We start from the raw sequence: 19849 nt of genomic DNA, 5'->3' as shown, positions 1-19849 counted from the left end.
GCTTTTGCCCTTAACTTAGGGTTTAGCTTATGGGCAGGGCAGGCGGTAAACCTGGGCTAACTCATCGAGTCGTATCATCAACTCAGGTGAGATACTGGTGTTGATGCTGTCGATATTCTCTTTGAGCTGCTCAAGGTTGGTGGCTCCTATGATGTTTGAACCCACAAATTTACGAGAATTGACAAAAGCCAATGACATCTGCGCTGGGCTGAGCTTGAACTCGCGGGCGAGCTCAACATAGGCTTTGGTGGCATCGAGAGCGACTTGTGAGCCTGTATAACGAGCAAACCGTTTAAAGAGGGTCAGGCGCGCGCCTTCAGGCCATTGGTCATCTAAATATTTACCGCTAAGTGCACCGAATGCTAATGGAGAGTAGGCAAGTAGCGGCACCTCTTCACGGTGGCTTATCTCGGCCATTCCCACTTCAAAGCTGCGATTGAGCAAGTTGTAGGGGTTCTGTACTGAGACAACGCGGGGGAGGTTATGCTTCTCTGCAAGTTGCAGGTATTTCATTAAGCCCCAAGGTGTTTCGTTCGAGACGCCGATATAGCGGATCTTGCCCTCTTTTTGCAATGCGGCTAGTGCTTCCAATGTATCTATGATGGGAGTGAGTTTCTCATTCTCATCAATCTGTTGGTAGGAGAGTTCGCCGAAAAAATTGGTGTTTCTGTCGGGCCAGTGTACCTGATAGAGATCTATGGTATCTATTTGTAAGCGCTCAAGTGAGGAGTCGACCGCTTCATGGAGGTTACGCCAGTCTAGGGCCATATTGGGGCGTATATAATCACCTTTTCCACCTGGCGCTGCGATTTTAGTGGCGATGACTAAGTTATCGCGATTGCCTGTTTTCTTGAGATAATTGCCTAAGATGCGCTCGGTGGCACCTTGTGTTTCAGCTTTTGGTGGTACTGGATACATCTCGGCAGTATCAATAAAATTGATGCCTTGGCCGATGGCGTAGTCAAGCTGGGAAAATGCTTCAGATTGGGTGTTCTGCTCACCCCAAGTCATGGTGCCTAAACAGAGTTTGCTCACTTCAAGGTTGGAATGTGGTAGTCGACGATATTCCATAAGATCTCCACTGTGTGTTAAGGAATGCCTTTCCTATCTTTGAGGCTAGCAAGCTTTTATAGAAAAGACTAGGGAGAATATGGCTTAAGAGTGTGAGTTAGGTCGATGAAACTAGCTTAGTTTTAACAACATAGGCATTTCGCAGGCATCGTGCCCTGTATCACCTAAATGTTGTGACATGTGCTCAAAACCGAGGGATTCATACAATGAGATTGCTTCAGTGAGACAAGCGGTGGTTTCAAGATAACAGGCTTGATATTGTTGCTCGCAAGCGTAATCCAGCGCCAAATAAGCCATACGCTTTGCAAATCCTTTACCTCTGAGTTGCTTGCTAAAGTACATCTTCTGCAGTTCACAGACCCCCTTTTCACCACTTAATGGGGCGATGCCTACGCCACCGAGCAGTTCGCCATCGAGTTCGATAACCCAGTAACATGCGCCCGCAACTTGATACTGCTCGCTGGTGTTATCTAAGCTGGGATCGGCGACGCTAAAGCCTTTATCGGCGCAGAGTCCATACTCTGCCGATACCTCTCTTATCAGTTTGGCGATAGCCTGATCATCCTCAGGGATTATCTCTCTGATGGTATAACCTTGCTGGGCTTGAGTGCGACTGATGGCTTTATTATAAGTGGCCATGGCCGACTCGATAGTGGTCGCCTCTTCGGTTGAGAGCTGAGATAGGATCTGGTCGAACATGGTGTTTTGTTGATGATGGAGCTTTTGTAGTAGCTTCTTTCCCTGAGGCGTTAAATGGGCCAGCAGGCTTCGAGTGTCTTTAGGGTTACATTGCGTGTAGGCAAACCCTTTCTCTGTAAGATGTGTGACGGCGCGACTGGCATTGGATTTATCGATATTGAGCCGCTGGGCCAGTTGCTTGATGGACACTGCTTGGTTACTGAGCTCAATGAGTGCATGGGCTTGAACTGGCGAGAGTGGCAGCTCCCCAAAGGAGGAGTTGAGCATGCCTAGCTGTCTGACAATGTGGCGTGAGACTGCTCTTAATCCAGCCCTCGCTCTAACTCTAGGGCAAGGCTCACTATCCAAATCTGTCACACTATTACTAAACGATGTCAATCTTATTCCCTCTGTTAAGGTTTTGGTGCGACTAACATCGATATTCAAAATCGCAAAGTATAACCTAGAGCGGTTTTAGATAAATTGCAAGTGGGGCTGAGCACATGCTAAGCAGTATTAACGTTGGTAAAGCTCCTCATTGAGTAGCGGCGCCATGGTTAAGATTAGGGCTTGGGTGTAGATGCTCTCTCTTGTTGCCACGCCTTGGGTCAATAGCCCGATCGCGCCGCCTTTTTGTTTGATGTTATCTGTGTTGAACAGCCTGTCCATCACATCGCCCAGCTCCTCACCTTCGCTTAATGCTTTATAAACCACTGGCGGCAGTGGGAGTATGGCACTGCGGCCCACTAAGCGTTGCTGTTTATCTGAGATCACTATGTAGGCAAACGTGGCTGGGCCATAGCTGAAGTTATCGACGCCGCCCTCGATGGCAATAAACAGATCGGCTTCGCTGGTGTCTGGCGCCGACTGGCAATGTTCAACTCTGTTAATCGCTCCCTTAAGGGTTTCATCTGTCGTCATAGGTTGCTCTGCCACTCCAGAAGGGGCATGACAACCAAGGCACTCTATCTCGGTATCAGGAAGCAGTTGAGTGAGGGCATGTTTAGCGGCTTGAACCTTGACTGGGTTCTTGGAGCCGATAACGACTCGGATCTTTGCTAATTGACTAATCTTTGACATCTGTTTTTCGCTTTTTTATTTTTTAGTTGTAGTTGATTTTTAGCAGTGTCGCTCGTTTGCATTTAGGTTGCAATCCAATGAGAGCGATAGATATAAAAATTATTGATGTTATGGAGTTAACCATTGTTTACTATGGTTAAATGTTAAATTTCCCTCCGTTTTTCCTCTCTTTTGCTCTCAGAAAGTCGCGCTGTTAAAAAATGAATTGTGAATGAATCTAGTGTGTTTTGCCGAAAGAGGCTAGGTAGGCAGTTAAATTGACTGTGACATGGTTCAAGTTTTTGCTTTGGCTTGTAGGTCGATATCTCGTTAGTGTGGTTTTTTGTGATGTCAATCGTGCAGGGCAAAATTGCCACGTGATTTTAAATATCAGCGTTTGGTAATTCATGTGATCATAATGTTGGGCTTTGGTTCGATCTCGTTATTCTCGTGGTGGTTTTATGAAAACTTCTTACATAATAACTGAGAGGTGGGTCACATTGTTCGCTTGTTCTGAAATTCGATTTCAAAACCCCGCGCTAGATCAACTTTTCAATGTACTAATTCTATATTCTGACCTCGAATTTTGCTCTGACTGTGGGGCTTACCCATAACGACACAGTCAATGCTTATACCTCGAAAACCAAAGGTGTCATTAGCACCTCTAAGGTAACTTTATGCAAGAAGAAGTGATGAATACCCAAGTAGAATCATCTGGCCGTCAAGGTTGGACACGTCAGGATACAACTTGGATGTTAAGTTTATTTGGTACTGCGGTCGGTGCCGGTATTCTTTTCCTACCTATCAATGCAGGGATGGGTGGTTTCTGGCCACTTGTAATGATGGCGATAATTATTGGTCCTATGACCTATTTGGCTCATCGTGGTTTATCTCGATTCGTGTGCTCTTCGCAGAGACAGAGCAGCGATATTACTCACGTAGTTGAAGAGTATTTTGGTGTTGGCGCTGGTAAGGCAATTACATTGCTCTACTTCTTTGCTATCTATCCAATTGTATTGATCTATGGTGTTGGTATCACAAACACTATCGATAGCTTCATTGTTAATCAGCTTGGCATGGCATCGCCACCACGTTGGTTGCTATCTGGTGTGCTTATTCTTGCCATGATGTCTGTAATGGTATCTGGTGAGAAGTTCATGTTGAAGGTGACTCAGTTCCTGGTTTACCCGCTTGTGGCTATTTTGGCATTTATGTCTCTATACCTTATTCCAAGCTGGAAAATGGATGCACTGACTCAAATTCCTACAACGGGTGAGTTTTTAGGTACTGTTTGGTTAACCATTCCGGTATTGGTATTTGCTTTTAACCACTCACCAGCAATTTCACAGTTCTCTGTTTCATTGAAGCGTGAGCACGGTGTTAATGCGGCTAAGAAGGCGGATGTGATTCTTCGTAATACATCTATGATGTTAGTTGGTTTTGTCATGCTGTTTGTATTCTCTTGTGTGCTTTCATTAAGCCCAGCACAACTTGCAGAATCTAAAGCGCAAAACTTGCCAATTCTTTCTTACCTAGCGAACGTACACGCCAGTGGTTTTGTTAGTTACTTTGGTCCTATCATTGCTGTGATTGCCATTGTGTCTTCTTTCTTCGGCCACTACTTAGGTGCGACTGAAGGTCTGAAGGGCATTATTACTAAGCAGTTACGTAGCAGTAATAAAGAAGTATCTGACAAGAAAATTAATAAGTTTATTCTTGGCTTTATGTTCTTCACCATCTGGGGTGTTGCCATTATTAACCCAAGCATCTTAGGTATGATTGAAGCGTTAGGTGGTCCAATCATCGCTGCGATTCTTTACCTGATGCCAATGTACGCCGTTTATAAAGTGCCAGCTCTTAAGGCATACCGCGGTCGTATCAGCAACATCTTTGTGATTATTGCCGGCTTGTTAGCGATGACTGCTATCCTGTTCGGTATGATGTCTTAAGCTACACCATTTTAAGATTGAATAAGGGGATCAGCACTGAATTGGTGCTGGTCCTTTCTGCTTTTGAGGTAATTAATATGTTTAGCGCATTTGATATTTTTAAGATAGGTGTGGGTCCATCCAGCTCACACACTGTCGGGCCGATGAAGGCCGCCAAAGAGTTTGTTGATGAGTTACGTCAACGTGGAGATATGACAAAAGTAACCCGTGTTAGTGTTGATATTTATGGTTCACTTTCACTGACAGGTAAAGGCCACCACACAGATACGGCTATCTTAATGGGATTAGGTGGAAATCTGCCTGAGAGTGTTGATATCGAGGCGATTCCTGAATTTATCCGTCAGATTGAAACCACTGAAACTTTACCATTAGGAAAAGAAGCCAAAAGTGTTGCGTTTCCTACAGGTTCTGTGACCTTTCATGCTTACGCACTACCGCTACATGAAAACGGTATGTCTATCCATGCTTGGGACGGTGATACCAGCTTATTCTCTAAAACTTACTACTCAACCGGTGGTGGCTTTATTGTTGATGAGGAGCATTTTGGGTTAGAAGCGGCTAATGAGGTGATGGTTCCATATCCGTTTGCCTTTGCTGACGATCTGCTTGCTATCTGCAAAGAGACTGGCATGAGTATCAGTGCTGTTATGTTGGCCAACGAGAAGGCTTTTAATAGCGAAGCGGTGATCTATGAGCGTTTAGGTGCAATTTGGGACACCATGAAGTCGGGTATCGAGAGAGGCTGTCAGACTGAGGGGATCCTTGCCGGTCCACTACGTGTGCCGCGCCGTGCACCTGCACTGTACCGTCAACTTGTCACTGGTGAACGTCACTCATCTGATCCTATGGCTATTCTAGACTGGGTCAATATGTTTGCCTTAGCGGTAAGCGAAGAGAATGCTGCTGGCGGACGCGTGGTGACGTCACCGACTAACGGTGCTGCGGGTATTATTCCTGCTGTGATGGCTTATTACGATAAGTTTATTCAGCCAATGACTCAGTCTGAGTACACCCGTTTTTACATGGCGGCGTCTGCGATCGGTAATCTGTATAAGCGTAACGCGTCTATCTCTGGTGCCGAGGTTGGTTGTCAAGGTGAGGTCGGTGTGGCTTGCTCTATGGCAGCGGCAGGTTTAGCTGAGATCATGGGAGCTACACCATCTCAAGTCTGTATTGCGGCTGAGATCGGTATGGAGCATAACTTAGGACTGACTTGTGACCCCGTTGCTGGCCAAGTTCAAGTGCCATGTATCGAGCGTAATGCTATCGCGTCTGTTAAAGCGATTAACTCATCGCGCATGGCGATGCGTCGCAGCAGTGAGCCTACCGTGAGTTTAGATAAAGTTATCGAGACCATGTATGAAACAGGCAAAGATATGCATGTTAAGTACCGTGAAACCAGCCAAGGCGGTTTAGCTATTAAAGTGACCAGTATCTGCGCGTAATCTATAAAATACGAGTTCCTAGGACCTAGGACCTAGGAACTCGTATTTGAGCTTTATTGGGACTATTTCTCTTCATACATCTGGTAGTAGCTTTTCTCCATCCCCAGTGCTGCATAGGTGCTTTGCGCTTTGGCGTTATCTTGTTCTACATAGAGCCTGAAACTTGCAGCCCCACCATTTTGCTCCGCTATTTGTTTAACCTCGTGATAAAGTTTCGCGTAGATCCCTTGTCTGCGGTTTTGTGGGCGGATATAGACACTCTGGATCCAGTAGTAATCTTTAGCGCGCCAATCGCTCCATTCAAAGGTTACCATTAAGGAACCAGCGATCTCTCCATCGACTTCAGCTACAAGGTAGAAGCCTTTCTCAGGGTTAGAGAGTAGGGTGTTGACCCCTTGGGTGAGAACCGATTCATCTAAGGCAAGATTTTCAGTCTCCTTCGCCATGGCTAAATTAAATTGAATCAAAGCATTAAGGTCTGATTTCTGGCCTTTTCTAATGTGCATTTTAGACTCCTTTTTTGTGGGTACTCTAGCATGTTACGGCGGCTCTTGGCTGAAATATTATTCAAATTAAATATTCGACCAAAGTCTAACTCTGCTAAACTTTTTAATAGTAAAGATGGAGGTGTCTATGGCGATGACTCATCACAAATTTCGTGTACGTAGATTATCTGCGGGTAAAGCTGTTAATCAGGAGCCGACAGAGCAGCATAAGTTGCTCCATTTTTTGCTGACCTTGGTCACTTTTGGCCTTTGGGGATTGGTCTGGTGGTGGTTGATTTTGAAATCTGAAGGCAAGGCTGATCAACTTTTTAGGGGGTTTGATGATGCCTATTGGAGCTACTTGATTGAACGAGAGCAGCCGCCAGCAGCACTGCATAAGATGAAGGTTGATGCCGATCTGAAGAGGGGATATTTTGATGCTTAGGGCATGTTACCAATAAAAAACCGCCAAAAGGCGGTTTTTTATTGGTATGAATTTATTGCCTGCTTAATACGATTTGAGTCTTACCCGCTTCATCTTTTAAGAGTAACTTGCCTTTTGCAAGTACTGCATTGGTGATCTCAGGCATTGAAGACATCACTCTTTGTTCTTGATCCATCAGAGCATCAACGCAGGCTTTCATGGTGTTACCAGCAGGCATCAGACGCACGTTATCTCCATCGATAGAGTAACTTCCGAAGAAATTATTGCAGCTGTTGTTGCCTGTGAGTTTCCCTTCATCAGCGAAAATAAGCTGAGCCGGGCTATAGTCGATAACAGGTTTGCCTGCAACGACCTCTATGTTCCATGTGCCAATAAGTTCGATATCTTGAGTTTGTGGGACGCTTGTACTTTGGCAAGCCGTTAAGCTGATTAAGGCTGCGGAGATAATGAGAGATTTAATAGACATGAGAGAGCCCTGAAATAATATAATGGCCATATTGTGACAATTATAATGCAAGATAAACAGTATTAAATCTGCCAAAAAGTGAGAAAGTGGGATGAAAGTGTTAAAAGTTGTTCGCGCTTCCCAGCTTGTTTAGATTTAGGTTGTCATCTGCTTGCTTTTTCATCGGTTCAAGGCTTATTTGAGTATCTGGAGTGAAGAAGCTTTGACCTGTATTGATGGTCAGTCCTGGTGCTTCTTTTGCTATCTGTTTTTTTAGTCTTGAAACTAACGAGTCTAAATTGGCTTCATGATCGATAAAACAGAGAATAATAAATTGGTTATGGCTGATCCTTGCAGAAACATCAGCATCTCTCATATTGTCATGGATAATTCGGGCCAGAAGTCGTCGTTTTTGAGCTTGAGAGTCGCAGGCTAAGGCTGAGTTATTACTCTCCTCAATGTTCTCCTCAATCAAAATAATGCCCGCATGGGAGCCAAAACGACGACTTAGGCTTAACTGCCTAGGGGCCATTAAGCTGAAACCATAGGGGTTAAGCATGCAGGTTTGGTCATCTTGTACCGAGAGCATCTTAATTTGCTGCATTAAAAATAGGTGCTTTAGCTCAGCTTGAATAAAAGATTTACTGTTTTCAATTAGGGAGGATAGTGGTCCCGTCTGTTTATTTAGATCTGGGTCGCAGATTAAAATAGAGCCAAACAGCTCCCCGTCAGGCCAAAAAATAGGTTGGGTCAGCAGGTGCTTAAATTGATTCAAAGAGGAGGATAGCTCTCTGCCCTCAGAGATTGTTGCCGTGTAACCGTTATGCTCCTCTATGATGGACTGTAAACCTGCGTCCTCAAATTGAGTGCCACCAATCAACTGATACTTCTTACCTTTACGGGCGCATACAATCTGAAATGAGTTACCGATGAACTGCACGATGAGGCAAGTTTCCGCTTGATAAAACTCTCCAAGCAGAGACAGTTGTTGCTGCCACTTAGGCCAGCTAATAGCAGGGTGGTCTTGCTCTCTTAGCCAAAGAAGATGGTGTTGACTTTGGGCTAGCATAATTCATGTCTCACTTTATGTTGGATTTATAGAGTCATTTAAACAGCCACGTACTTGAATTTAGTACCTTACTATTTGTAATCATACTTGTTTTTTTAGGTTATCTAAATGTAATTATGCAGTCGTGAAGAGAATAGAGAGTTTCACTTTTGAGGTTAAAAAGTAGCTGCTAATGGAGATTGAGTTTGAAAGCTCTATGAGAGCGTGTTACTGGCTTCATCTCTGGTTTCTTGCTCCAACATAGCGAGCTGAGCTTCCTGTTTTGCCTGTTCAGATCTCAACCCTTTTCTCGACTCTTCAATCATGGGGGAGAGTTTCAGGGATGAATCAGGGGTAAAGAAGTTGCAACTAACATCAATTTTGAGGCTTTCATTTTGTTGATAGAGGAGTTTTTCAACGCGTTGAGAGATGTGAAGAAGGTCTCGCTCTGAATCGATAAACACTAGCACTACAAATTGAGTATCATCGTAATGAGCCGCAATATCTGCTGTGCGTATGGTGTCTTGAATTATCTTGCCTAATAATCGGTTGTGATGTTCTTGAATTCGGTTGGTTAACGGATCGGGTAACAACTCAAAGAAAACAATCCCCGCATGAGCACCAAATCGTCTTCCTAAACTCAGCTGTCTGGGGGCCATCATGATGAATCCATACTCATTCAACATGCCTGTATCTTTGTCTCTCATGGACAGAGACTCGATACGTTGGGTCTGACAGTAGAGTGAGAGTTCCTGTTGCAGCAGCACCTGAAAAGGTTCAAGCATAAAGGCGTTAGCTTCACTTTTAGTTGTTCTGGAGTTTAGGACACAGATGCAGCCGAAATGGGTACCATCAGGCCACAATATGGGCCGAGTTAACATGCTGTTTGCTTCGTTAAAATCTTGAGGTAAATCTTGTGATTTTTGACTGGTTAGATCGATATTTAACCCTTCAGGGGGCGTATGAACTAAACGTTGAAAAATAGGGGTCTCTTTATCGAATAGGGTTCCTGTGGTAAAACACCTAGCCTCACTAATTGAGCTCACAATAATCTCAAACCCTTGACCTGTTTGCTGAATGACAAACACGACATCTGATTCATAGTAGCGATGCATTAACTCACATTGGTGCATCCATCGAACCAAGTTTAACTGAGTATTATCACTTTCAAGCAGGCTGACACTGGTATCAATATTTTCAGGAAGCATAGGAACCTAGACAAGACTAATCTTATTGACACTAATTGTGGTTGTCATATTGGTTTTTGGCAAATTTTTGCACAATCAAAGTCGATATTTTAGGGGATATTTCAATGGATTTGAGTATGTCTGTATAATACCAAGTATCAAAAATATGGATCTGAAACGAGTTATAGAATGAAAACTAGGCTTGCCCTTAGTGGTGATCTTGAGCAGTTAGAAAAGCTTGAGCGGCTTTACCTGAATGATGAGCTCGGTGATGCTTCACAAGCCGATGGTTTTGATGGTCAGGTATTTGGCTCAAAAGAGCTGAGGCTCCTGATTGAGAAGGGGTGGATTGTTGTCGCCGAAGAGAAGCAAATTATTCTTGGCTATGTGATTGCAGGCCCTTGGTCATTTTTTGAAACTGGGCCTGTTTATCGGAATATATTAGCGCGTCTTCATCGAGTCGAATTTGACGGTGCTAAGTTAACTAAAAGTAATTCGTGCCAATATGGCCCTATCTGGATCCACCCTGAACATCGCGGGCAGGGCATCTTTGAGCTCTTAGTTGGTACTTTGAAGGAGCATGTCAGTGCTAAGTATCCCTTTATGATAACTTTTATCGCCGAAGATAATATGGCTTCATTCTCCGCTCATACGAATAAGGCATCGATGCAGGTATTGGACTTTTTTACTTTCGATGACAGAGATTACTACCTGCTAGTTTTGCCAACTCAATAATGCCATTGCTAAGGATATCCTATGTTATCTAAACCCCTTGCTTCAATCTTTGCTCCCTACTTAGGGCTTAACTTGCCCGCTTTTGATAATCTGAAGTTGGTTGTTGCGGTATTAACTGAGCTGGGTGAGGAGTGTCACGGATTGGAGGCTGAGGTTTGTTTTGATAATGGGCAGCAAACTGCTTATCTGGTGCGCTGGAAAAAGCACTTTATCTATTGTGGGCGCACTAACTCTTACGCCAATTCGATAGATGAAGTGAGCAATTTAGATGATATTAATCCTGCGTCGATTAAGGTGTTGCAGCCACCAGTTTTGTCGATGCAACAGATCTCATTTATGTGTATGGAAAATGCCCATTTTGATCACTGTTAATGGTGTTTGATTGCTGCAAATTTTGCCGCTTTTTGGGGTTATCAGGCTGCGCTTGAACTTATAGTATTGTGGCTTAATAAACCTGTGCACCGATATGAGGTAAACTCTCCTTAATGTAGAAGGGTGTATAAGTAATGAAGAGTGATACATGATGTAGAGTAAGGTATTTTTACGCCGCTAAACACTATTGAGTATCAATACTGGCACCATAGAAACACTAATCTAGCATCAAAGCATTGGTTTTTATCTTTAAATTTTTTCGAAGCTTGCATGCTTCGTCTGGAAAATAACACATGAGTAGTACATCGACACATAAACCTCGGCCTATGGTTGACCTGTTAGTGAGTATCGTCATCCCCGCTTTTATTCTAATGAAGCTAAGTGGTGACGATCAGTTAGGGGCGAGTGGTGGCTTAATGTTGGCGTTAAGCTTTCCGCTAGGCTGGGGCATATTTGAGTTGATAAAATACAGGAAGTTTAATTTTATCGCCTTGCTTGGCTTAGCCAATGTGCTATTGACTGGTGGCATAGGTTTACTGGAGCTTGACCTTAAGTGGTTGGCAATCAAAGAGGCCGCAATTCCAGCCGCTATCGGTATTGCGGTACTTATTTCAACCTTTACCTCTAAGCCATTAATCAAAGCCCTCATATTTAATCCGGCGGTGATGGACGTTGATAAAATCAATGACAGGCTCAAACAGAACAATTGTGTGGCGGCATTTGAACAACGATTAATGAAGGCCACCTATTTGGTTGCCGGCTCGTTTGCATTCTCAGCTACCATGAATTACATACTGGCTAAGTGGATAGTGACTAGCCCAACCGGCACGCCTGAGTTTAATGAGCAGTTGGGGCAATTGAGTTTATACAGTTACCCAATGATCGCCGTACCATCTATGTTGATGATGATGGGCACCTTTTATTATTTATGGCGCACGATTCGTGATTTAACAGGGCTTAAACTGGAAGAGGTTTTGGCCAATCAGGGATAGTTGTTGTGGGGGGCATTCCAGATCCCCTCGGGTGATCAAGCTTAGCTTGATAGCATAGCCACAAAGACTCGGTATATTTTTAGGCTGGGAGTGGCATCCAACAAAAGTTGTTCCAATGGCCTGTGGCTGGCGTATGTGCAGACACTTCTGAGACACTCTGAGTAGATGTACTGATTGGTATTATTACACCTTATAAGATCAGCTTGCTAAAGTGATCGACATTGAGTGGCTGGCTAAACAAAAAACCTTGATAAAGGTGGCATTGCTGTTTTTTAAGGAAGGCCAGTTGCACTCTATTTTCTACCCCTTCAGCGACAACGGTTAAACCTAAATGGTGAGCCATCACCATGGTGGTTTCAACAATGGCGGCATCGTAGCCATCATGGGGCAGACCTTGTACAAAAGATTGATCAATTTTAAGGGTGTTGATTGGCAGGTGTTTGAGGTAGGAGAGTGAGGAGTAACCAGTGCCAAAGTCATCTAAGGCGATGCGAATACCTAGCTCTTGAAGTCTATCCATCTTTCTTATCGTTGAAGGGATATCATGGATAGCAACGCCTTCGGTTAACTCAAGCTCTATCTGCTCTCCATTTATCTGGTGTTTGATTAAACATATCTCAATAAATTCAATAAAATCAGGGTGCTTAAACTGGTTGGCACTGACGTTAATGGATAGGCACAGTTCACTCTTTCCTGCGTTATGCCACACTTTTAGTTGGCGACAGCTCTCCTCTAAAATCCACTTACCCACGGGAATAATTAGACCGTACTCCTCGAGGTGAGGGATAAACTCATCGGGGTTGACGATTCCATGTTTGGGGTGTTGCCAGCGAAGTAGTACTTCGGCCTTTAGGATATTTGTCCCCTCGGCATCGACCTGAGGTTGATAGTAGAGCAGGAACTCTTCATTTGTTATGGCTTGGCTTAACTCATCTTCTAGTTGGTGGCGTCGCCGTTCACTTTGCTCTAGCTCCTCATCATAGAAGCGGACTTGGTTTTTCCCTGTGTTTTTTGAGTGATATAGTGCGGCATCTGCGTATTTAAAGATGTCACTGTGACTCATGGTGGCATGATCTAAAATGACGACACCTATACTGCTGGTTATCTGAATTTTTAATTTACCAAGCAGTACAGGTTTACTCAGCTGTACCCTAATTCTCTCGGTTATCTGCTCCAACTCTTGGGTAACCAAGGCGGAGTTTTCTCCCAAGTTTGACAAAAAGAGAATAAATTCATCACCGCCCATCCGTGCAACCAGATCTTCCTCATCTTGGATATATTCACTGAGTATGTCACTCACCTCACACAGGAGAAGATCGCCTACTGTATGCCCATAATGATCATTAACCTGCTTAAAATTATCGAGATCGATATAAAGTAAGGCTGAGCAGTATCGGCAGGGTTTTGTCAGCTCTTGAGCTAAGTGTTCCATCAGAAGACGCCTGTTTGCCACTCCAGTTAAGGCATCATGATATGCCATAAAAGTGATCTTATTTTCGGCGGCAATGCGCTCAGTGATATCTGTGATGATCCCTGCAAAACCAGCAAACTGACCCGTTTCATCTCTAACCGCTCTGCAGGAGAGCTCAAATATACGTTTATCATTTTCGGCAGTATTAAAGGTTACCTCCTCACTTATCTCGATTAACTGCTTGTTGAGTAGTGCTTGAAACCCCTCTGTGCATTTTTGAGTATCTTGTTCAGAGAGGTTTTCAGCAAAATGTTGCCCTAAAGAGCTTTCGATGGAGTAGCCAGACATCCCATGCCAGGCTTGATTGAGAAATGTCCACTTGAGTGCTAAGTCGAGATGAAAGACGACATCACGTAGGTGCCCTACTAAATCTTCGTAGCGTTTCTCTGATGCTTGCAGGTGCTCAATCAGTCTGTTTTGTGCCTGCGATAGGAGTTCGCTTGAGCTAGGTCCTTTCAAACCATCAGGCATCTATAGTCCTAACGATTTTTCAATATCTTTTGAGGACATCACATTGGCGTAGAGAGGCATGATCTCATTGAGGTAGTACTCCTGCTCGAAGGTGGTTCTTGCTACCGTGCAGTCGGATATAATGGTGACGCGATAACCAAGGTCAGCAGCTTCTCGACCTGCTGTATCAATGCAGAGGGAGGTCACAGCACCTGCGATAATCACATCTGTTATCTTATTCTCCTGCAGTACTTTATGTAGCTCAGTATTGGAGAAACAGCTCAATCCCCGCTTACCAGGTAAGGTGATAATATCGGCTGACATAGATTCCACTTCGTCAATTGTTGCAGCGCCTAGGGTATTAGATCTGAATGCACCGTTATCTTTGATTATTTTTAAGATCCCTATGGGGTCGTTGAGCTCGGAGTAATCGGGAGTGAATATGATAGGTGTTGCAGCGATGACGGCATCTGTCGGAAGTAACGTTTTAATTAACTTTAGTGAATTAGATAAAATTGTGCCGACTTGTTCTGAGTTTTCCAAGGCACTGTGAAGGATACCGTCTTTGGCAAAATAGTCATTTTGATAGCCGATTAAGAGTAGAGCTGTATTTTGAATATTCATGACAATTCCCGCTATTTATCTGAACTTGAGTTTTGCTCATCTGCTTTGTTGTAAACATCACTTTTATAGGGTCTTTAATTAGTATAGTTAACTCTGATTTTTTATTGTTAAAAGGTAGGGGCTTAGTAGTACTGTGCTATCTACTTCAGTGAGCAAATAATTAATAACTGAGTAAATCACTGGTCTGGTATGTGATTATAGTTCAGATTGCCTGTTTTTCATTTTTTTATGCTTTTATTTTTACTGTTTATAATTTTTTGTCTGGAGTTGTGGCTTTCTTTGAAAGTGATGAGGCATATAAAAGTGCCGTTATTGATATGGCGGTTTATAGTTTGTGATAGGTAATAAAAAACCGCCAGAAGGCGGTTTTTTATGGGCTAAAGCGCGAGGCTTTAAGCGGTGAAGATTAAAGGCCAGCGTCTGCGCGTAGTACTTCAACTTTGTCAGTCGCTTCCCATGGGAACTCTTCACGACCAAAGTGGCCGTAGGCCGCTGTGGACTTGTAGATTGGACGAGCTAGGTTCAACATCTCTGTTAAGCCATATGGACGTAGATCGAAGTGACGACGTACCAGATCAATCAATAACTCCTCTGCCACTTTAGCTGTACCAAATGTTTCGATACTGATTGAGGTTGGCTCTGCAACACCAATCGCGTAAGAGACTTGAAGCTCACAGCGATCAGCTAGACCTGCTGCAACTATGTTCTTAGCCACATAACGTGCTGCGTATGCTGCACTACGGTCAACTTTTGATGGATCTTTACCTGAGAAAGCACCACCACCGTGACGCGCCATACCACCGTAGGTATCAACGATGATCTTACGGCCAGTTAGACCACAGTCGCCTACTGGACCACCGATAACGAAACGGCCAGTTGGGTTGATGAAGTATTTGGTCTCTTTAGATAACCACTTAGCCGGCAGTACAGGCTTAATGATGGTTTCCATGACACCTTCAATTAGGTCTGCTTGAGTCACCTCTTCGCTGTGTTGCGTAGAGAGAACAACTGCGTCGATACCTGCAATGCTACCATCACTGTTATAAGCAAAAGTCACCTGACTCTTTGCATCTGGACGTAACCAAGGAAGCGTCTTGTCTTTACGTACTTCAGACTGACGCTTAACCAGCATGTGCGAGTAAGTGATAGGCGCAGGCATTAATACGTCGGTTTCATTATTGGCGTAACCAAACATTAGACCTTGGTCACCGGCGCCTTGCTCTTTAGGATCAGCGCGATCAACACCTTGGTTGATATCAGGAGATTGCTTACCAATTACGTTTAATATGGCGCAAGAGTCTGCATCAAAACCCATATCTGAGTGAGTGTAACCAATTTCGCGAACGGTATTACGGGTGATCTCTTCGATATCAACCCAAGCAGAGGTTGTGACTTCACCACCTACCATGACCATGCCGGTCTTAACGTAAGTTTCACACGCAACACGAGCTTTTGGATCTTGCTCAAGTATTGCGTCTAATACCGCATCAGAAATCTGATCGGCTATTTTATCTGGATGACCTTCTGATACTGACTCAGAGGTGAACAAGTGCTTTGCCATGGTGGGAAATCTCGTCGTTGAACTATTTGAATGCATACCCAAGCTCTCAAGCCACATACATAGAGGGCGAACAGATCATCTGCTTAGAATAGAACTCAGCATCATGAAGCCGCTTGGGTATAGAAGTATTTACATCTAGACGGCTATTTTAATCCATTATTGCACTCTTATCACCCCCGATGATGAATTATTCCTCGAAATTGTGACATTAAGTCTATTCCTTTGTCAGAGGTTTATGGCTTTTACCTTTTACTATTAGTCGGTTACCTGTTTGTTCACCGAGTTCTATTTCCAGAAATATTTTTATTGTTAAGTGTAAATGTCCATTAATGGGCCATCCGTTGCCGACGACTATTTTCTTGATGGGGCAGTAAAATGCCCATTAGGGCAATAAACATTTGCGTCAAGGTGCTATGTAGGTGAAAATATGGCTCCCAAATTTGCCGTAGAGCATCGATGGTTTAATAAGTGCTGATCGATATAGTGCTCGTTGCTCTAGACCTCAAAAAATCAAGCAGGAGAGAGCATGTCATCTCGTAAAGAACTCGCAAACGCTATCCGTGCATTAACCATGGATGCCGTTCAAAAAGCCAATTCAGGTCACCCAGGTGCACCAATGGGGATGGCTGACATCGCTGAAGTGCTTTGGAACGATTTCCTTAAGCATAACCCGAATAACCCTGAGTGGGTTGATCGTGACCGTTTCATCTTATCAAACGGCCATGGCTCTATGCTTATCTACTCTTTGCTTCATTTGACTGGCTACGCACTGCCTATTGAAGAGCTTAAGAACTTCCGTCAACTGCACTCAAAAACACCGGGTCACCCTGAATATGGTTACACGCCAGGTGTTGAAACCACGACAGGTCCATTAGGCGCTGGTATCAGTAATGCTGTGGGTATGGCGATTGCAGAGAAGACATTGGCTGCTCAGTTTAACCAGCCTGGTCACGACATCGTTGACCACTTCACATACTGCTTCCTAGGCGATGGTTGTTTGATGGAAGGTATCTCTCATGAAGCATGTTCACTAGCTGGGACCTTAGGTCTTGGTAAGCTAGTGGCGTTCTGGGATGACAACGGTATCTCTATCGACGGCCATGTAGAAGGTTGGTTCACCGATGATACGCCTAAGCGTTTCGAGTCATACGGCTGGCATGTAATTGCTAACGTTGATGGCCATGATAGCGACGCTATCCGTGCTGCAATCGAAGAAGCTAAGTCTGTAACAGATAAGCCAACAATGATCTGCTGCAAAACCACTATCGGTTTTGGTTCACCAAACAAGTCCGGCAGCCATGATTGTCACGGCGCACCATTAGGTGATGCTGAGATTGCTGCTGCACGTGAATTCCTCGGCTGGAACCACGATGCATTTGAGATCCCAGAAAACGTATACGCAGGTTGGGACGCTAAAGAAGCGGGTCAAGCGAGTGAGTCAAACTGGAATGATAAGTTCGCAGCATATGAAGCGGCATTCCCTGAGCTTGCAGCTGAATATAAGCGCCGTGTGATCACGGGTGAATTACCAGCTGACTTTGAAGAGAAGGCACAGGCTTTCATTCAAGAGTCTCAAGATAAAGCGGAAGGCATTGCGAGTCGTAAGGCTTCACAAAATGCGATTGGTGCATTTGGTGCCATCCTACCTGAAATGCTAGGTGGCTCTGCAGACCTTGCAGGTTCTAACCTAACGCTTTGGTCTGGTTCTAAAGGTATTCAAGACGATCCTGCTGGTAACTACATCTATTACGGTGTACGTGAATTCGGCATGAGCGGTATCATGAACGGTGCATCACTTCACGGTGGTTTCATCAATTATGGTGCAACGTTCATGATGTTTATGGAGTATGCACGTAACGCAGTACGTATGTCTGCATTGATGGGCATCCAGAACATCTTCGTTTACACCCATGATTCAATCGGTCAAGGTGAAGATGGTCCAACTCACCAGCCAGTAGAGCAGCTTGCAAACCTTCGTATGACACCAAACATGACGGTATGGCGTCCATGTGATGCGGCGGAAACTGCAGTATCTTGGAAAAATGCAATCGAGCGTCGTGATGCGCCAACTTCGCTTATCTTTAGCCGTCAAGGTTTGAAAGCTCAAGCGCGCACCGCTGAGCAGCTAGCAAATGTGGCTAAAGGGGGTTATGTACTGAGTGATTGCGCTGGTACGCCAGAGCTAATCCTTATTGCAACAGGCTCTGAAGTGCAACTCGCTCTTGATTCTGCTGCTGCACTGACAGAGCAAGGTAAGCAGGTTCGCGTTGTCTCTATGCCGTCAACTAACGAGTTTGACAAGCAAGATGCAGCTTATAAAGAGTCTGTACTGCCACGTAACGTTACTAAGCGCGTTGCTATCGAAGCGGCTCACGTTGACTTCTGGCACAAGTATGTTGGTTTCGACGGCGCGGTTGTTGGTATGACAACCTTCGGAGAATCAGCACCTGGTGGTGATTTGATGAAGCACTTCGGTTTCACTGTTGAAAACGTAGTTGCTACAGTTAACGCTCTTTAAGCTAGTTAGCGTTGCCATTGATGACTCTATCAATGGCTCTGTTTAGTTAGCGCATCAATTGGTTGCTCTATGATGCAAAATAATTGTTTAAGTGTTTTTTGCTTTAAGCATTTATGATACAACGGCTTACCTAATAAGGTAGGCCGTTGTCGTATCAATAAATGAGCTGTTAAAGGGAATAGAAAGCTTAATGATCAGAGTTGCCATCAATGGATATGGCCGTATCGGTCGCTCAATTCTTCGTGCAGTTTACGAAACGGGTAAACGTGCCCAAATTCAGATCGTTGCTATTAACGAGCTCGCCAAACCTGAAGCTATGCTTCATCTCACTCAGTACGATACTACCCATGGCCGCTTCCAATCTCAGGCTGAATTAGATGCTGACGGCAAAAGGCTCTTGATTGGTGATGATGCCATTACCTTGCTGCATGAAAGCGATGCCAGCAAGCTTCCTTGGCGTGAGATGGATATCGATATTGTCTATGAGGCGACCGGAGTCTTGTCTGATAGGGAAAGCTGTGAAGCCCATATCCAAGCGGGGGCTAAGCAGGTACTGATCAGCCACCCATCCTCCAGTGATGTAGACGCTACCATAGTGTATGGCGTCAATCATCACCTGCTTGAAGCTGACCATACTGTGGTTTCAAATGCTTCCTGTACCACTAACTGTATTGTGCCTGTCATCGAAGTGTTAGATAAACACTTTAAGGTGAAAAGCGGGGCTATTACCACGATACATTCGGCGATGAATGATCAGCAAGTGATCGATGCTTATCATGATGACCTTCGTCGTACCCGGGCAGCGGGTCAATCTATCATTCCGGTGGATACTAAATTAGCGCGGGGGATAGAGCGCATTCTACCTCAAATGAAAGATAAGTTTGAAGCTATCTCTGTGCGTGTGCCGACCATCAATGTGACGGCAATTGATGTCTCTGTGACTATTGACTCAAAAGTTGATATCGCCTTAGTAAATCAAGTGCTTTGTGATGCATCTAAGGGACTTTATAAAGGTGTTTTAGGGTATACTAACGAGCCATTAGTCTCCTGCGATTTTAATCATGATCCCAGATCTAGCATAGTCGACGGCACCCAGACCCGTGTCAGCGACGGACACCTAGTGAAGCTACTTTTATGGTGTGATAACGAGTGGGGCTTTGCCAACCGTATGTTAGATACCAGTTTAGAGATGATTAGAGCACGAAGGGCATAATAAGCTCACAAAGCTTCGAGCTAAATTTTTAAACCTGATGGCTTGGTGTTGTGTCCCAGCGTTCAGGTAACCGTTTACTTTATTTTTAACTTTAATTTTAA

At 44.3% G+C, this 19849-nt stretch carries 18 protein-coding genes; 8 read left to right on the top strand and 10 right to left on the bottom strand.

The window, feature by feature from the left end; all coding sequences use genetic code 11:
• Positions 1-27 precede the first annotated feature (27 nt).
• From K0625_RS05115 to yjjX, 3 genes are all read right to left on the bottom strand, one after another.
• The gene (locus tag K0625_RS05115; RefSeq protein ID WP_220108686.1) at positions 28-1071 is read right to left on the bottom strand and encodes an NADP(H)-dependent aldo-keto reductase; all 1044 of its coding nucleotides are present in this window, start codon (positions 1069-1071) and stop codon (positions 28-30) included.
• Between the two features lie 111 nt (positions 1072-1182).
• Positions 1183-2127, bottom strand: a complete 945-nt coding sequence (locus K0625_RS05110; RefSeq protein WP_220108969.1) for a bifunctional helix-turn-helix transcriptional regulator/GNAT family N-acetyltransferase — start codon at positions 2125-2127, stop codon at positions 1183-1185.
• A gap of 138 nt (positions 2128-2265) precedes the next feature.
• Positions 2266-2829: an inosine/xanthosine triphosphatase gene (yjjX, locus tag K0625_RS05105; RefSeq protein ID WP_220108685.1), complete on the bottom strand. Its 564-nt coding sequence runs from the start codon at positions 2827-2829 to the stop codon at positions 2266-2268.
• 656 nt (positions 2830-3485) lie between these two features.
• Between yjjX and K0625_RS05100 the strand changes: the two genes are divergently transcribed.
• Positions 3486-4757, top strand: coding sequence for a serine/threonine transporter (locus K0625_RS05100; RefSeq protein WP_220108684.1), 1272 nt, complete (start codon positions 3486-3488; stop codon positions 4755-4757).
• Between the two features lie 77 nt (positions 4758-4834).
• A complete protein-coding gene (locus K0625_RS05095; protein WP_012323505.1) occupies positions 4835-6202 on the top strand; it encodes an L-serine ammonia-lyase in 1368 nt (455 codons plus the stop codon).
• Positions 6203-6264: 62 nt separating this feature from the next.
• Here the strand turns inward: K0625_RS05095 and K0625_RS05090 are convergent, their stop codons facing one another.
• Positions 6265-6708: a GNAT family N-acetyltransferase gene (locus K0625_RS05090; protein ID WP_220108683.1), complete on the bottom strand. Its 444-nt coding sequence runs from the start codon at positions 6706-6708 to the stop codon at positions 6265-6267.
• A gap of 127 nt (positions 6709-6835) precedes the next feature.
• Between K0625_RS05090 and K0625_RS05085 the strand changes: the two genes are divergently transcribed.
• Entirely contained in the window at positions 6836-7132 is a 297-nt protein-coding gene (locus K0625_RS05085) for a DUF4234 domain-containing protein (RefSeq protein WP_220108682.1), read from the top strand.
• Positions 7133-7184: 52 nt separating this feature from the next.
• Here K0625_RS05085 and K0625_RS05080 read toward each other — a convergent pair whose 3' ends face one another.
• The 3 genes from K0625_RS05080 to K0625_RS05070 all read right to left on the bottom strand — a co-directional run bounded on the left by K0625_RS05080 (position 7185) and on the right by K0625_RS05070 (position 9833).
• Positions 7185-7598, bottom strand: a complete 414-nt coding sequence (locus K0625_RS05080) for an META domain-containing protein (RefSeq protein ID WP_220108681.1) — start codon at positions 7596-7598, stop codon at positions 7185-7187.
• Between the two features lie 100 nt (positions 7599-7698).
• On the bottom strand, positions 7699-8646 hold the full coding sequence (locus tag K0625_RS05075) for a nucleotidyl cyclase domain-containing protein (protein WP_220108680.1): 948 nt from the start codon (positions 8644-8646) through the stop codon (positions 7699-7701).
• Positions 8647-8840: 194 nt separating this feature from the next.
• Entirely contained in the window at positions 8841-9833 is a 993-nt protein-coding gene (locus K0625_RS05070) for a nucleotidyl cyclase domain-containing protein (protein WP_220108679.1), read from the bottom strand.
• Between the two features lie 168 nt (positions 9834-10001).
• Here K0625_RS05070 and K0625_RS05065 point away from each other — a divergent pair, with 168 nt between their 5' ends.
• The 3 genes from K0625_RS05065 (at position 10002) to K0625_RS05055 (ending at position 11911) form a co-directional block, all read left to right on the top strand.
• Complete coding sequence (locus tag K0625_RS05065; RefSeq protein WP_220108678.1) at positions 10002-10547, top strand: GNAT family N-acetyltransferase; 546 nt, start codon at positions 10002-10004, stop codon at positions 10545-10547.
• 21 nt (positions 10548-10568) lie between these two features.
• On the top strand, positions 10569-10919 hold the full coding sequence (locus K0625_RS05060; RefSeq protein ID WP_220108677.1) for a hypothetical protein: 351 nt from the start codon (positions 10569-10571) through the stop codon (positions 10917-10919).
• A gap of 293 nt (positions 10920-11212) precedes the next feature.
• Complete coding sequence (locus K0625_RS05055; RefSeq protein ID WP_220108676.1) at positions 11213-11911, top strand: VC0807 family protein; 699 nt, start codon at positions 11213-11215, stop codon at positions 11909-11911.
• A gap of 190 nt (positions 11912-12101) precedes the next feature.
• Here the strand turns inward: K0625_RS05055 and K0625_RS05050 are convergent, their stop codons facing one another.
• From K0625_RS05050 to metK, 3 genes are all read right to left on the bottom strand, one after another.
• Positions 12102-13853, bottom strand: coding sequence for a putative bifunctional diguanylate cyclase/phosphodiesterase (locus K0625_RS05050; RefSeq protein WP_220108675.1), 1752 nt, complete (start codon positions 13851-13853; stop codon positions 12102-12104).
• On the bottom strand, positions 13854-14456 hold the full coding sequence (locus tag K0625_RS05045) for a cysteine hydrolase family protein (protein ID WP_220108674.1): 603 nt from the start codon (positions 14454-14456) through the stop codon (positions 13854-13856). It abuts the gene before it with no gap.
• A gap of 406 nt (positions 14457-14862) precedes the next feature.
• Positions 14863-16017: a methionine adenosyltransferase gene (gene metK / locus K0625_RS05040; RefSeq protein WP_220108968.1), complete on the bottom strand. Its 1155-nt coding sequence runs from the start codon at positions 16015-16017 to the stop codon at positions 14863-14865.
• Between the two features lie 526 nt (positions 16018-16543).
• On the opposite strand from metK, the gene tkt reads away from it, so the two are divergent.
• Together tkt and epd are read left to right on the top strand one after the other, a co-directional pair.
• The gene (gene tkt, locus K0625_RS05035; protein ID WP_220108673.1) at positions 16544-18535 is read left to right on the top strand and encodes a transketolase; all 1992 of its coding nucleotides are present in this window, start codon (positions 16544-16546) and stop codon (positions 18533-18535) included.
• Positions 18536-18725: 190 nt separating this feature from the next.
• The gene (gene epd, locus K0625_RS05030) at positions 18726-19748 is read left to right on the top strand and encodes an erythrose-4-phosphate dehydrogenase (protein WP_220108672.1); all 1023 of its coding nucleotides are present in this window, start codon (positions 18726-18728) and stop codon (positions 19746-19748) included.
• Positions 19749-19849 lie beyond the last annotated feature (101 nt).

The sequence above is a fragment of the Shewanella nanhaiensis genome (assembly GCF_019457885.1).
GTDB classification, from domain to species: domain Bacteria; phylum Pseudomonadota; class Gammaproteobacteria; order Enterobacterales; family Shewanellaceae; genus Shewanella; species Shewanella nanhaiensis.
Note: the sequence above shows the minus strand (reverse complement) of the source record. Positions and strands in the feature narration are given on the sequence as shown.